At 71.4% G+C, this 14,251-nt stretch carries 12 protein-coding genes and 1 pseudogene; 5 read left to right on the top strand and 8 right to left on the bottom strand.

Annotation, left to right across the window (positions count from 1 at the left end; translation table 11 throughout):
* Nucleotides 1-65 precede the first annotated feature (65 nt).
* A complete protein-coding gene (locus ACIBVP_RS36305; protein WP_396110999.1) occupies nucleotides 66-590 on the top strand; it encodes a GNAT family N-acetyltransferase in 525 nt (174 codons plus the stop codon).
* On the opposite strand, the gene ACIBVP_RS36300 is transcribed toward ACIBVP_RS36305, so the two are convergent.
* Genes ACIBVP_RS36300 through ACIBVP_RS36290 form a run of 3 tightly spaced genes read right to left on the bottom strand, consistent with a single transcriptional unit; the run spans nucleotide 587 to nucleotide 3,688 of the window.
* Nucleotides 587-2,122, bottom strand: a complete 1,536-nt coding sequence (locus ACIBVP_RS36300; RefSeq protein ID WP_396110998.1) for a long-chain fatty acid--CoA ligase — start codon at nucleotides 2,120-2,122, stop codon at nucleotides 587-589. The two genes, ACIBVP_RS36305 and ACIBVP_RS36300, sit on opposite strands and share 4 nt — an antisense overlap.
* A gap of 52 nt (nucleotides 2,123-2,174) precedes the next feature.
* Nucleotides 2,175-2,954 carry a helix-turn-helix transcriptional regulator gene (locus ACIBVP_RS36295; protein WP_396110997.1) on the bottom strand — a complete coding sequence of 260 codons (780 nt, stop codon included), beginning with the start codon at nucleotides 2,952-2,954 and terminating at the stop codon, nucleotides 2,175-2,177.
* Between the two features lie 59 nt (nucleotides 2,955-3,013).
* Nucleotides 3,014-3,688: a molybdopterin-dependent oxidoreductase gene (locus ACIBVP_RS36290; RefSeq protein WP_396110996.1), complete on the bottom strand. Its 675-nt coding sequence runs from the start codon at nucleotides 3,686-3,688 to the stop codon at nucleotides 3,014-3,016.
* A 63-nt stretch (nucleotides 3,689-3,751) separates the two neighbouring features.
* On the opposite strand from ACIBVP_RS36290, the gene ACIBVP_RS36285 reads away from it, so the two are divergent.
* Complete coding sequence (locus tag ACIBVP_RS36285) at nucleotides 3,752-4,375, top strand: TetR/AcrR family transcriptional regulator (RefSeq protein WP_396110995.1); 624 nt, start codon at nucleotides 3,752-3,754, stop codon at nucleotides 4,373-4,375.
* On the opposite strand, the gene ACIBVP_RS36280 is transcribed toward ACIBVP_RS36285, so the two are convergent.
* Both ACIBVP_RS36280 and ACIBVP_RS36275 read right to left on the bottom strand, forming a co-directional pair.
* Nucleotides 4,363-5,646, bottom strand: a complete 1,284-nt coding sequence (locus ACIBVP_RS36280; protein ID WP_396110994.1) for a DUF3293 domain-containing protein — start codon at nucleotides 5,644-5,646, stop codon at nucleotides 4,363-4,365. The genes ACIBVP_RS36285 and ACIBVP_RS36280 overlap by 13 nt on opposite strands.
* Nucleotides 5,643-6,716, bottom strand: a complete 1,074-nt coding sequence (locus tag ACIBVP_RS36275) for a hypothetical protein (protein WP_396110993.1) — start codon at nucleotides 6,714-6,716, stop codon at nucleotides 5,643-5,645. Before ACIBVP_RS36275 ends, ACIBVP_RS36280 begins: the two co-directional genes overlap by 4 nt.
* Nucleotides 6,717-6,839: 123 nt before the next feature.
* Between ACIBVP_RS36275 and ACIBVP_RS36270 the strand changes: the two genes are divergently transcribed.
* On the top strand, nucleotides 6,840-7,265 hold the full coding sequence (locus tag ACIBVP_RS36270; RefSeq protein ID WP_396110992.1) for a DUF6292 family protein: 426 nt from the start codon (nucleotides 6,840-6,842) through the stop codon (nucleotides 7,263-7,265).
* Between the two features lie 64 nt (nucleotides 7,266-7,329).
* Nucleotides 7,330-8,847: a serine/threonine-protein kinase gene (locus ACIBVP_RS36265; RefSeq protein WP_396110991.1), complete on the top strand. Its 1,518-nt coding sequence runs from the start codon at nucleotides 7,330-7,332 to the stop codon at nucleotides 8,845-8,847.
* A 40-nt stretch (nucleotides 8,848-8,887) separates the two neighbouring features.
* Here ACIBVP_RS36265 and ACIBVP_RS36260 read toward each other — a convergent pair whose 3' ends face one another.
* Nucleotides 8,888-10,051, bottom strand: a complete 1,164-nt coding sequence (locus ACIBVP_RS36260; protein WP_396110990.1) for a site-2 protease family protein — start codon at nucleotides 10,049-10,051, stop codon at nucleotides 8,888-8,890.
* A gap of 164 nt (nucleotides 10,052-10,215) precedes the next feature.
* On the opposite strand from ACIBVP_RS36260, the pseudogene ACIBVP_RS36255 reads away from it, so the two are divergent.
* Nucleotides 10,216-11,318: pseudogene (locus tag ACIBVP_RS36255) on the top strand (serine hydrolase domain-containing protein).
* Between the two features lie 286 nt (nucleotides 11,319-11,604).
* Here ACIBVP_RS36255 and ACIBVP_RS36250 read toward each other — a convergent pair.
* Nucleotides 11,605-12,573, bottom strand: coding sequence for a class I SAM-dependent methyltransferase (locus tag ACIBVP_RS36250; protein ID WP_396110989.1), 969 nt, complete (start codon nucleotides 12,571-12,573; stop codon nucleotides 11,605-11,607).
* Nucleotides 12,573-14,246 carry a carbamoyltransferase N-terminal domain-containing protein gene (locus tag ACIBVP_RS36245; RefSeq protein ID WP_396110988.1) on the bottom strand — a complete coding sequence of 558 codons (1,674 nt, stop codon included), beginning with the start codon at nucleotides 14,244-14,246 and terminating at the stop codon, nucleotides 12,573-12,575. Before ACIBVP_RS36245 ends, ACIBVP_RS36250 begins: the two co-directional genes overlap by 1 nt.
* Nucleotides 14,247-14,251: the final 5 nt, after the last annotated feature.

Here is a 14,251-nt window from a genome sequence, read left to right as displayed (position 1 = left end):
CATCGGCGGGCACTCCGAAATTTCGGACCCCGGTTGCAACCGCGTAGAAGTTGATGTGACAGTGCGTGGTGGACAAGAACGCATCGCGCGACACGCTCGCGCTCGAGGTACTCACCGCCGCGCACGGACCGGTGATGTCCAGGCTGTGGCAACTTTACTGGCACGACCTCAGCGAGTACCGCGAAGTGCCGCCGCGCGCCGACGGCACCTTCAAGGAGTTCGACATGCCGTCCTTCCTCGGGGCGGAGCCGGGCAGGTCGGGTTTCCTGCTCTGGCGCGGAGATGACCTGGCCGGGTTCGTCCTGGTCGGCCCGGCCGACGACGACTCGGACAGGGACATTCGGGAGTTCTTCGTCGTGCGTGGGCTACGACGCCACGGTGTCGGCCGTCGAGCAGCCGCCATGGTGCTGGCCCAGCTCCCCGGGCGCTGGATGATCGCCTTCCAGGAGGAGAACCCCGGCGCCGCCGCGTTCTGGCGCCGCGTGGCCGCGGACGCGGCCACTGACGGGGTGGTCGAAGAACCGCATCCCGTGCCGAACAAGCCGTGGCTCCCGCCCGACGTGGTGCTCCGCCTCACGACGAGCCACTAGCGCAGCTCGCGTTTGAGGATCTTGCCGGTCGCCGTCATCGGCAGCGTGTCACGCAGCTCGACGATCCGCGGGTACTTGTAGGCCGCCATGTTCTCCCTGCACCAGGCGACGAGCTCGTCCTCGGTCACCGTGGTGCCGGGGGCGGGGATGACGTACGCCTTGACCTCCTCGCCGTGCGAGTCGTGGGGCACGCCGACCACCGCCACCAGCGAGACCGCGGGGTGGGTCATCAGCACCTCCTCCAGCTCACGCGGGTAGATGTTGAAGCCACCCCGGATGATCATGTCCTTGGTGCGGTCGACGATGGCGTAGTAGCCGTCCTCGTCGCGGGTGGCGAGGTCGCCGGTGTGGAACCACCCGTCCCGCAGGACCTCCTCGGTGTCCTCGGGCCTGCCGTGGTAGCCCTTCATGACGTTGTGCCCGCGGACCGCGATCTCGCCGGGCCCCTCGCCCTCGACGGTGTTCCCGTCGCGGTCCACCAGACGCATCTCCACGCCCCAGAGCGGAAAGCCGATCGTGCCGGGTTTCGTCGGCCTGCCGAGCTGGTTGAAGCAGACCGCGGGTGAGGTCTCCGACAGGCCGTAACCCTCCAGGATCGGGATGCCGAAGAGCGACTCGAAGTCCTTGAGCACCTCGACCGGGCAGGCGGCCGCGCCCGACACGGCCAGCCGCAGCGTCGTGGGCACCTCGGCGCCCTCGGCGTGGATCTTCGACAGCATCGCCCAGTACATCGTGGGCACCCCGGCGAACATCGTCACCTCCTCGCGGCGCATGAGCGCCAACGCCTCGCCTGGCTCGAAGCGCGGCATCAGGACGAGGGTGGCGCGGCGACGCAGGCTCACGTTCATGACCGAGGTCTGGCCGAACGAGTGGAAGAGCGGCAGCACGGCGAGTGAGACGTCGCCCTCGGGGTCGGCCGGGAACATCTCGTCGCTGACCAGAGCGTTGATCAGCATGTTCGCGTGGGTCAGCTCGGCGCCCTTGGGCCGGCCGGTGGTGCCGGAGGTGTAGAGGATGGCCGCCGTGTCGTCCGGCCCGGTCCGCACCGTCTCGAACTCCCCCGGCAGCCCCGAAAGCGCCGCCCAGAACGACTCGCCGTGCTCCGACTCGGTCGCCAGCGGGGTGGCGGGCAGGACGAAGAAGTGCTCGCAGCCCGCGACGGCGTCGAAGCCCGCCCGGCCCCGGGCACCCATGGGCACCTCCGGCGTGCCCTCGAAGCAGAAGAACGCCGTGGTGTCGCTGTCGGCGAGGTGGTACTCGATCTCACGCGGCCGCAGCAGCACGTTGAGCGGCACCACCGTGGCGCCCGCCTTGAGGATCCCGAAGTAGACGAACGGGAAGTACGGCACGTTCGGGCACAGCAGCGCGACCTTGTCGCCACTGCCGATCCCGCGCGCCACGAGGAGGTTGGCCATCTGGTTCGCGACGGAGTCCACCACGGCGTAGGGCAGGCGCAGGTCTCCGTAGACGAGGGCGGTGCGGTCGGGGACGGCGCGGGCGCTGTCTTCGAGGACGATCGACAGGTTGAGCACCTCCCAAGGATGTTGTGCCGCCGCCGTGACGTGCTTGTACGAACGTGCCGATTCACGGCACCCAGTCGATGGCGGCGGCCAGCGTCGAGGGCGCGGTGCCGAAGTTGCGCCGGAAGACCCGGGTGAAGTGCGGCCCGTCGGTGAACCCGGCGCTGTGGGCGGCGGTCGTCAACGTCTGCCCGTCGGCCACCAGCCGGATCGCGTGCTGCAGCCGCTGCCAGCGCACGTAGGGCCGAAGCGGGATCCCCACGTGTGCGCTGAACAGGTGCGCCAGCCGGCTCGGTGACAGGTGGACCGCGGCGGCGACCGCGTCAAGACGTACCTGCCCGCCGGCCAGGAGCGCGGGGATCACGGCCACCGCCCGCGCGACGGCCGGGTGGACGTCCGGCCGCGCGTCGCGGTCGTGGCCTGCCCAGTCCTCGACGACCGTCAGTGCGGCGGCGGCCGCCGCGTGACCGTTCGCGGGCCTGGCGAACGTGAACGGCGCAACCGGGCTCTCGTGTGGGCGGGCGGGAAACGGCGGCCCCCAGGTCTGCGCGCCGGTCGCCGCGCCGGAACGGGCCAGCAGGGCGCGGCCGGGCGCGCTGCTGGGTTCGACCTGAGCCAGGACGGCGCCGTGTGCTCCCGTGACCAGCGTGTGCGGCGTGTCGGGCGGGATGACCGCGACCCGGGTGGTCAGCCGCCGGCCGCGGGCGTCGGCCATGGTGAACGGCTCCTCGGCGACGATCAGGTGGACCGCGTGGTGGGCGTGGAGCTGGTTGGTGCCGATGGTGCCGCCGTAGAGGAGGAGCCCGGGGCGGAGCAGGCACCAGCCCCGCCAACGATGCGTCATCCGCCCTCCCCGCTCACCACGCCGGTCGATCAGGGTCGATCAGGGTCGATCCTGTCGGATCACTGGCCACCTTTCGCGCACAGGTAGCGGATCGGGCGGATGAAGGCGCGGTAGAACGGCCGGATCAGGCGACCACTGACGCGCCCGTGGCGTTCCTCGTGCCAGACGCGTGCCCGCGGATGCGCCTCCATCAACCGGTCGAGGACGCCGGCGCCGATGCGGTGTGTGGGCAGCTCCGTGCACACCTCGATCCCGCGGAGGTGCTTGATGTTCACGTACCCGTACTGCGCCGGGCTGACCAGCCGGATCGGCGCGCCGTGGTCGCCGTCGAGGGGGCGTCCGTTCAGCGTGTCGGCCAGCAGGACGTCCTCGGCGAGCGCGTCGCGCGGCTCGACGACGGACACCACGCCGTCCAGGCCCTCGAACACCAGGTGGGTGACGGTGGTCCCGGGCGCCAGCGCGGGTTCGACGAACCGGCGGTAGAAGTCGGCGAACCGCACCCCTTCCCAACGCAGGTCGGTCGCGGTCCAGCCGGCGACGCAGTGGAAGTCGGCGACGATCTCGCTCCGGGGCAGCCGGGACAGCTCCGCGAGCCGCACCTCGGACGAGGTTCGCAGCGCTCCGTCAACCGCGATCACGGGGTCCTCGGGCACGGCGGGCGGCGGCCGGTGCAGGTGTGTGCCGAACCTCGGGAACCCGTCGACGCGACGTTGCCCGGGCGGAAGTGTCCTCATCCCCTACCCCTTCACCGACCGACGGTCGGTCACCGACCTTCGGTCAGTCTCTAAGCTTGCCCGGTGAGTGTCAAGCGACATCGGGAACGGCAGGCGGAGGCGACCCGGGACCTGCTGGTGACGATCGCCCGGGAGCGATTCGTCGAGCAGGGCTACGCGGCGACCGCGATCGACGACATCGTGCAGCGAGCCGGTCTCGCGAAGGGCGCGCTCTACCACCACTTCAGCGGCAAGGACGCGCTGTTCAAGGCGGTGTACGACGTCGTGCTCACCGAGACCGCCGAGGCCGCGCTGGCCGCGGCGCTGGCCGAACCCGATCCGTGGGCGGCGGTGCGCGCGGGTCTGTCCGCGTTCCTCGACGCCTGCCTGCAGCCCGCGTTTCGGCGGGTCGTGATCATCGACAGCGTGACCGTGCTGGCCGCCGACGCGTGGGAGGGCGGCATCGAGGGCGTCGAGCTCCCGATGTTGCGGACCGTGCTGAGCGTGCTGATGGACGGCGGCACCCTGCCAGGTGTCGCGCTCGACCCGTTGGCACACGTCGCGCTGGGCGGCCTCTACGGCTCAGCGCTCTACATCGCCCGCGCCGCCGACCCCCACGCCGCGCGCGCCGAGTCGGACACGGTCCTCGACCTCGTCCTGCGCGGTGTGCGGGCCGTCGCCGACGAGCAGCGCGGTCAGCCGGCCTGACGGCGCTCCGGTACGCACCACAGCAACTCCGGCGACGTGTCGCGATCGCCGACCACGATGGCGTCCTGGCCGAACTCGGCGCCGATGCGCGACGCGGTACACCGGTCCAGTCCCACGGCGAGCAGGCTGTCCTCGGCCGGCCAGTCCGGGTCCGTGCCGATGCCGACGCCCGGCAGCACCGGCACCCCGGTGGCGCGGAGCCGGTGCTGGAGCGCGCGGTGGCGTCGCCGGTTCTCCTCGGCGGGCAGCACGCGGCCACCGGGACTCCACGCGGTGAGGAACGCCCAGCAATGGACACCTTCGCGGCACAGCAACGGATCCAGGTCCGGACTGGGCTGCCCGATGCGGACGTCGATCGGTCCCGCCGGAGCGATCACGCGGAACGTGGTGGTCCGGTAGGCCTCGGCGAGGTCGACGGTGACGTGGGCCGGAATGCGGCTGGTGCGCAGCGCGAGACAGGTGTCCGGCCGCCAGTCGCGCAGCGGCTGTGCACGCGTGCGCCCGGTGCCGCGGTCGTGGACGAGGCGCACACCGCTCACGTCGGCGGGCAGCAGACCGGCCTTCTGTTCGGCGAACGGGCGCCGCGGCACAGGCACCCAGCCCGGTTCGTCCTTGCCGACGAGCGTTCCGGACGCGGTGCGCAGGTGCGGGCCGAAGTACATCCAGCAGGTCTGACCGCGGGTCTCGGCGGTGAGCGCGGGACGCGCCAGCGGCGAGAACATGCCATAGTGCGCCAACCACGCCTTCTCCTCGCCGATCGGCCCGAACTGGTGGCCGTGCACGGCGTGCCCGAACACGTCGTGCACCACTCGGAACAGGTCGTTGGCGAGCAGTTCGACGCCGGCGACCACGATGCCCGTGCGTGCGAGCACCGGGTGATCGGCGTGCTCGGCGCCCGCCTCGCCCCACCTGGCGTGCGTGGCCAGGACGTACAGGTGCCGGTGCCGCCGGACGTCCTCGATCATGTGGCGGCTGTCGCGGTAGGGCTCGTTCTGGTGTGGCCACGGCTCGATGCGCAACCCCAGCGCGGCGACGGCGAACTCGTACTGTTCGGTGATCTCCCGGATGTACTGCCGGTAGGACGCCGCGACCAGCGGATGGTCCGGTTCGTGACGCATGACCGTGAACTGGTCGGCGACGAGCATGCCCAGGTCGTCGGTCACCGACGCGAACCGCGGGCTGTCGCGTTCGGACCGGCCGGACGAGGCGAGGTACCGGGACGCGCAGCGGCGGAGTTCGTCGTCCACCCGGCCGCTCTCGGTCGTCGTCAAGCAGGTCTCCTCCGGTCGGGTTCGGTGTCCACGCGCTCGCCGAACGCGCGCTGCCAGCCGTCGACGATCTCGTCGGCGAGGAAGTCCGGGAACGGCTGGACCCCGGGCCGGGGCCGCGCGCAGGAGAGCAGGTCGACCACCAGGTTGTGGGCGTGGAAGACGGGGTCCAGGTACCGCACCAGCCCCGGGTCGCTCGCCGAGAAGTTGACCGGCCGTTTGCCGCACAGGACGTCCTCGGCCGCGAACGCGTCGCCGAACTCGTCCTCTCCGCCCATGTTCGCGAGGTGGGCGCCGAGGAAGGCGGCGGGGTCGTAGCCCGCGGTCACCACCCCCGGTACCCCGGTCGCGGTGACGACCGCGAAGGCCTGCCGTGCCCAGGCGGCCACCCGGTCGCGCTCCTCGGCGAGCATGGCCTCGCAACCGGCCGCCGCGGCGGCCGCCACCGCCCCGGGGTCGACGTCCACCACCCCGATGCGATCGGTGTGGGGACCGAGGGCACGGACGATCCCCCTGCCGACCTTGCCGTATCCGAGGACCAGGAACGGCCGCCCGTCGACCGGCTCCGGCACCAGCCGCCGGAACGCGTGCACGAAGGCGCGCCCGGTGCCCAGCAACGCCTCGAGATCCTTCACCCGGCTCTCGTCGACCGCGATGACCGGATAGTCGGGACACGCGGCGCGGTAACGCCGGGTGCCGGTGCCGGTGAGTTCGCCGACGCCCATCCGCGGTGCCACCCACGGCTGCAGCTCACCGCCGCAGTCCAGCACCACGTCGAACTCCTCGGGGAACCGGTAGGAGTCCCGGAACTCGACACCGGCGGCGCCCAGCGCCTCGACGCAGCGCGGATCGGGACTCGTGAAACTCGGGTTGGTGACCACGAGGTCGGCCCCGCCCACCGCGAGCACCTCGATCTTGCACATCGTCTCGGCGGTGAGCGGCACGTTGTGCAGGACCGTCAACCCGGCGTACGGCCGCGCGCGTTCCGCCCGGAGCCGTGCCCGCCGCAGGAACACCACGTCGTCGGCGGCGAAGCGTGCCGTGAGGTCCGGGAAGAGGCCGTTCTCAGTCAAGACCGGGCCGATCCCGCGCCGGAAGTCGCCATTCGACGACGGTAGGCGCGGCCGGTCATCGCCCGACCAGGGCGAGGTAATGTCCGATGTTTAGCCCGCCCACCAGCGGGTAGTCACCCTTTGATGTGCGCGAAACATGCCGAGCTGCCAGGGCGTGCACTGGCAGAGTATGTCAGTGCCGTCGCCGGCGTCATGCGCATGACGCCGGACGCGGTCTGGGCCGACAGCCGCCCTCCCGCCACCGCCTACCTGCCGCTTCGGCACCGCTGTCCGGAGTTCCCGGACCGGGACCTGCTCCTGGTCTGGGGCGAGCAGGACGGCTGGTTGATCGCCGCGGAGACCGAGCCCAGCGATGAGCCCGTGGTGGTGGCCTACCTCGGCGAGGACGTGCTCCCGGCACCCGATGTCGTGCACCGGTTCGTGGCCGACACGGCCGCGGGTGCCCGGCCCGGACAGCTCCAGCCACCCGGCTTCCGCACGGTCGGCGCCCACGATGACCTCGCCGACCGGCTCGGCGCCTACCTGACGGCCGAGGCCGCCGTCGTCTGACCGAGTGTGACGGTGCGTGACGTGCGGACGCCAAACACGAGGGACACGCGGCGGACGGAGTGGCTTGGACAGCATCTGGCGGGAAGGTCGTGTCGTCGCGGGCCGTTACCGGTTGGGGTCTCCGGTCGGCGAGGGCGCGATGGGCACGGTGTGGCGGGCGTTCGATGTGCGGCTCGGCCGCGTCGTGGCCGTCAAACAGCTACGTGCCGCCGTGGCGGCCACCGCCGACGAGACGTCCCGGGCACGGCAGCGGGTCTTCCGTGAGGCCCGGGCCGCCGCCGGGTTGACGCATCCGCACGCGGTCGCGGTCTACGACGTGGCCACCGATGACCAGGACCAGCCGGTCCTGGTCATGGAGTACGTGCCGTCGCGCAGCCTCGCCGACGTGCTCACCGAGCGTGGCGCCCTCCCGCCCGAGGACGTGTCCCGGATCGGTGCCCAGATCGCGGGTGCGCTGGCCACCGCGCACGCGGCGGGCATCGTGCACCGCGACGTCAAGCCCGCGAACATCCTGCTGACCACCGACAGCGACAACGACAACGACGAGGCCGCGGGCAGCGCCAAGATCACCGACTTCGGGTTGGCGCGCAGCAGCGGGGACGTCACCGTCACCGGAACCGGTCTGCTGGCGGGCACGCCCGCGTTCCTCGCCCCGGAGACCGCGCGCGGCGAACCGTCGACACCGGCCGCGGACGTGTTCTCCCTCGGCGCCACCCTCTACACCGCGATCGAGGGCACGCCGCCGTTCGGCACCGCCGACAACCCCGTCGCCCAGCTCCACCGGGTCGCCGCCGGAGGAGCCCCACCACCACGACGGGCCGGTGCCCTGGCGGCCCCGATCATGGCCATGCTGCACGACGACCCCGCGGCACGCCCCACCATGAGCCACGTCGCGGCCACCTTGGCCGGGCACGAGCCCGCACCGTCGCCCGCCGCGGCGCGAAGCCCTGCACCCACGCGGCTGGACCTGCACCCGATGACCCAGTACCGGGCCGTGCCCCCGCCGCCCGCGGCGCGGGCACGGTCGCGGCGACGAACGGGTTTCGCGGCGATCGCCGCGCTCGCCGTCGGCCTGTTCGTCCTGCTGGTCGTCGCGCTGTCGGCCGGCGGGGACGCCGAGCCCGACAGGGCGGCACCCGCGTCCACGACTCCGGCCACGACGACCACGCCGTCGCCCTCGGCCGATCCGGCGCTGCTCCGCCGGACGGTCACCGACTACTACACCCGGCTGGCCGACGACCCGGACCAGGCGTGGCACCTGCTCGGTCCCGCGCTCCGCGACCAGGGCCAGGAACGGTTCGAGGAACAGTGGAAGGACGCCAAGGACCTCCGGCTCGTCGGCACACCCACCGTCGAGGGTGACACCGTCGTCGCCGAGATCACCTACACCGCCGAGAGCCGCGGCCAGATCCACGAAACTCACCGGCACGGCCTGCTGGTCGACGACGGCACCGCCCTGATCAACTCCGACGAGGTTCTCTCAACCACGGTGGTGCGGGGCGGCGACAAGGGGAAGAAGGACGACGAGGACAAGGACGAGAAGCACAAGAAGAAGGAGGACAAGGACGACGACGGCAACTGACCAGCACCACCGGCTCCCGTCGCCGCAACGGCGTCCGTGGTCATGACCTGTCGGCGTGACCGGGGTCCGCGCCCGCGGCGCCGGGCTCGACGTCCAGGCCACGGAGTGCGACGGCACGGGTGATGTCGCTGGGTGTGACGATGCCGACGAGCCGTTCGCCGTCGAGTACCAGCGCGCGTCCGTCGGCGCCGCCACCCAGCCGCGGCAGCAGCGCGGTCAGGGGTTCGTCCGGCGCGGCCGTGGGCACCGCTCCCGGTGGGCACGCGGTCTGCCGCAGCACGGTGGTCGAACGGCGGTCCGGCGGTACCGCCCTGAGCCGGTTGAGGGTGACCAGCCCGGCGATCCGGCCGGTGTCGTCGAGCAGCGGATAGGCGGAGTGGCGGCGCGCCAGAGCGGTGTCGACGAGGAACTCGGCCACGCCGCGGTCGCCCGGCGCGGTGTCCGGGTCGGGTGTCATCACGTCCCGCACCCGCAGCCCGCCCAGTGTCGTGCCGGCGCGTGCCCGCTGCTCCTCGGCGCCGGCCATGGTCACCACGAACAGGCCGAGCAGAACCCACCACAGCCCGCTCGAGAAGCCGCGCACGGCGGCGAGGACACCGCCCGCCACCAACAGGAACCCGAACACACGTCCCGCGCGGGCCGCCCACACCGTCGCCCTGACCCGGTCCCCTCGCCACGCCCACAGCACCGCCCGCAGCACCCGGCCACCGTCCAACGGCGCCGCGGGCACCAGGTTGAACACCGCGAGCACCGCGTTGACCGCCGCCAGGTACAGCAGCACCTGCACCCACATCAACCCGCCGTCGAACCAGGCCGTCAGCCACGTCATGACCACGAACAACCCGGCGACGAGCAGACTGGCCAACGGTCCCACGACGGCGATGCGGAACTCCGCGCCCGGGCTCGGCGCGTCCCCGCGCAGCCGCGCCGCCCCGCCGAGCAACCACAGCGTGATGCCGTCGACCTCGACCCGGTTGCGCCGCGCCACCACCGCGTGCGCCAGTTCGTGCGCCAGCAGCGACAGCACGAACAACACCACCGTCAGCACCGCGGCCACCACGTAGGCGGTGGTCCCATAGGCGGGGAAGTCCACCGGCAGCCGCGCCAGCAGGGACACGAGCAGCAGCACCACGATGCCCAGCACGCTCCAGTGCAGGCCGACCACGACCCCGGCGATCCGTCCCAACCTCAGCGTCGCCTTCATCCTCCAGGAGTACCCACCCCGATGCGCCTACACGCCGATGACAGCCTCGGGCGCGGCACCGAGTCAATGCGGTTCTCCACACAAGAACGGTGTGGTGTTCCACAGTTCGATTCTGCGGAGCTCAGCAAGGTCCGCCCGAGCCGACCCGGCATAGCGTCGTGGGCATGTTCCTGAACACGATCCTGTCTGTCACCCTCGCCGTCGGCCCCGGCACCGTTCCGTCCACATCGGACATACCGGCGGTGGAGTTGCGTAACCAGCTGACCGGTCTTGTGACCGACCGGCATGTCACCGCCGGGCTGATCCACGTCCAGGACGGTACGCACCAGTGGTCGGACGCGGTGGGCGTGAGCGACCTGGCCACGGGGAAACCGGCCGACCCGAAGGGACACTTCCGGATCGGCAGCGTCACCAAGACCTTTGTGGCCACAGTGCTTCTGCAGTTGGTCGACGAGGGAGTGCTGGCGTGGACGAGCCGGTCGAGCGATACCTACCGGGTGTCGTACCCGCCGGCGAGCACATCACCGTCCGGCAGATCCTGCAGCACACGAGCCTCCTGCACGACTACATGAGCGAACCGGGCTACTCCACCAACCGTTGGCGCGGCGACGCCCGCTTCGACGACTACACGCCCCATGAACTGCTGGAGGTCGCGTTCACCGCGGACCAGGACGACGACCCCGCCATGCCCTGGCGCTACTCGAACACCAACTACGTCGTGGCCGGGTTACTGGTCGAGAAGCTGACCGGCCAACCGTACGGCGAGGAGGTGAAGCGCCGGATCCTGCGCCCGCTCGGCCTCGATGACACCAGCGTGCCCGGCCACCGAGCGTCCGTGCCCACGCCGCACGCCCGCGGCTACGAACCACTGCCGACGAACCCTCCGACGATCGTGGACGCCACGGAGATGGACCCGTCCCTCGACTGGGCGGCCGGTGAGATGATCTCCACTACCCGGGACCTGACCACGTTCGTCACGGCCCTGCTCGACGGGCGACTGACGAGCCGGGCAAGCCTGGCGGAGATGCGAGAGACGACAGCGGCCGATCCCCTGTTCCGCTACGGCTTGGGGCTGCAGGAGTTCACCCTCCCCTGCGCCGACGGGCCCAAGGCTGTGTGGGGGCACACCGGCCAACTGATCGGCTACCTCACCTTCGCGTTGACCGACGGGGAGGGCAGGTCGTTGGTGCTGTCACTGAACCCGTACGAACAAGACCCGCCCGCAGCGGCGGTGGTGTCCATCGGGATGACGGTGTTCTGCCGCTAGCGGCCGGTTCACGAAGCAGTTGCGCCGCACCGTCACGGCGTGCCGAGGACGTTCGCGGCCACGCGAGGGCGCAGTCCGCCACGGATCGCCTCGGCCCGCCACGACGTGATCCCCCGTGGGCCGCAGGCGCCGTTGTCGGTGACGATCCGGTTGACGCCGCGGACCGATCGCTTGGCTTGCCACCATCGAGGATCTGGCCGACTTTGTGAAGTCGAGGTGGACCCTGTGGCAGGCCCATGACCCGCAACAACTAGCGGCCGGTTCACGAAGCAGTTGCGCCGCGCTGTCACGGTGTGCCGAGGATGTTCGCCGCCACGCGAGGGGCGCAGTCCGCCACGGAATCGCCTCGGCCCGCCACGACGGTGATCCCCGTGGGCCGAAGGCACAGTTCCAGCACCCGCACGCGGTCGAGGGGTGACAGAGCCTCGTAGCGGCGGCGGAGGTCCGGGTCGTCGAACAGGTCGTCGCCGCGGATCGTGAGGTGGCGGTTGGGGTCGCGGGCGCCGAAGTCGATCAGTTTGCTGTCCTGCTCGAGGTTGACCCCGAACGCGGCGACCCAGTCGAGGGCCTGGCCGGCGCACAGGTCGAACACCTCGGCGAAGGTCACCGGGGTGACGACCGGGTTGAGGTAGGCGTCCGCGTCCACAACGGACTGGACAAGCGCCGACCCGCCGCCGTCCGCGGTCGGGCCGTAGCGGGTGCGGGACAGGCGCAGCCCGAGTGCGTGGACCGTGTGCAGATCGGGTCGCCCCCCGGGGCTCTCCGCGAGCAGGTGCACGAGCTCCCGTTCGAGCATGCGGTTGTGCTCGCCCAGGGCGCCGTAGAACCACAGGTACAGCAACCCGTCGTCGACGAGGTGGTCGGCCGCCCACGCGAGCCCCGCACGTGGGTCGGGCAGATGGTGCAGCACACCGGTCGACACGACGAGGTCGAACGTGGTGCCCACGTCGGCGTCCGGCACGCTGCCGTGCAGGAACTCGACGTTGGTCACGCCGTGCAGTTCGGCGAGTTTCCTGGCCACGGCCAGCGACTGCTCGCTCGCGTCGAAGCCGGTGAACCGTGCGTGCGGGTACTGCAGCGCGAGCGGGACCAGCCGATGCCCGGTGCCGCAACCGAGGTCGAGCACCTCCCAGCCGTCCAGCCGGTCATCCTCGAGCAGGCACGCGACCCCGAACGCCGTGTCGTGGATCAGCGGACCCGACGGATCCGGGGACGGGTACGGGTAGGCCTCGTACAGGTCGCGGGTCACCGACATCAGGCCGTTCCCTTCTCGTACAACACGCCGTCGCTCCAGATCCGGTCGACGCGGCCCCAGTCGGCGGCCGAGGCGACGTCCGGGAAGAAGCCGCGGCCGTTGTGGTTCGCGCTCGTGTTGCACAGCACGGGAATACCGCTGAGCCGGTGGTACTCGCGCAGCACCCTCGTCAGCGTCGGGTCGTCGTCGGCGCAGACGGTCTGCAGCCGTGCGGTGCCGTCGAGGTGCAACACCGCGGGGATGCGGCCCTTCCAGTCGTCGCGCACGTGGTGGTCGAACAACATGTGCGGATCGGGCACGCCCGGCTCGAAGATCTCGGGTGCGTGCTCGGTGAGGCAGATGGGCGCCACCGGGCGGTAGGGTTCCCGGCCCTTGACCTCGTTCAGCAGGTCCTTCATCGACGGGTCGACCGCGGGTGCGATGATGCTGCGCCCACCGAGTGCCCTCGGCCCCAGCTCCGCCCGCCCGTTGAGGAGTACGACCGGATCGCCGGTGCGGTGCAGGACGCCGGCGAGTTCCTCGGGGGTGCAGGGGGTGGTCCGCCAGCCCGCCGGGGGCGTGGCCGGCCCCATCACGGGCCCCTGCCGGGGGTGCCAGGTCAGCGGGGTGAGGCCGTCCCGCGCGGCAAGGTGGGCGCACGCGGCACCGATGGCCGAGCCGGAGTCGTTCGGGAACGGCGGCACCCACACCGCGCGGAACTCCGGCTGCGCACGCAGCGCGCTGTTCCACTTGATGTTGAGCGCGCAGCCGCCGACGAAGCACAGGTTCCACGGGCCGTCGCCACGCCACCTCCGCACCGCGGCGGTGGCGCGCTCGACCAGCAGATCCTCCAGGAACTGGTGGACGCTCGCGAGGACGTCGACGTCCGGCGCGTCGACGCGGGCCCGCAGTTCCCGGAAGAACGCGTGCACATAGGACAGTGACGGTTCGGCGTTGCTGCCCACTCCCGCGATTTCCGCCCGGTAGCGGGCGACGCGCGGCGTGTCGGCCTCGAAGTGCTTCTCGAACAGCTCGCGAAGCACCGCGACCACGTCCTGTTTGGGGCTGCCCATCGCGATGTAGGCCATCAGCTTGCCCGCGACCGACAGGTCGTCGACGGTCTTCGCCTCGTCGGCGCGCCGGAACGGGCCGAAGTGGTGTGCCGCGGACGCGTAGGCGTGCCCGATCAACGGGAACAGTTCGCCGCCGTTCGTCACGCCTTCCGCCGGGTCCACGTGGTAGAGGCGGGGGAACAGCCCGCCGTCCCAGATCAACACGAACGACGGCTCGCCCGCGAACGGAGCCGTGCAGTAGGCGCTGGCGAGGTGCCCGGCGACGTGCACGTAGCTGGTGAACGGCAACGTGGTGCCGTCGAGCCGGAACTCGCCGGTCCGGCCGGGGCGCAACAGGTCGGTGATCGTGTCGTTCTCGCGGTACGGCGCGACCGTGAGGGTGTCGGGCACCCCGTCGTCGGTGACGGACACCGAACCGGTCTCCCTGCCGTCCCAGCCGTCGATCACCCATTCGTCCACGTCGCCCGGCCGGTAACCGAAGTCGGCGAGGATCCGCCGCACCACGGCCATGTCCTCGACCTGGCTGTAGCGCAACCCGTTGTCGAGCTTCTCGATCTCGACGCTGAACACGAGCCTGCCGTCCTCCACGACGGCGACGGCGCCGTCGTGCGTCAGTTTCAACCCGC

Source organism: Actinophytocola sp. NPDC049390 (assembly GCF_044466355.1).
Lineage (GTDB): Bacteria > Actinomycetota > Actinomycetes > Mycobacteriales > Pseudonocardiaceae > Actinophytocola.
The sequence above is the reverse complement of the archived record's forward strand: the minus strand, read 5'-3'. Positions and strand labels throughout refer to the sequence as shown.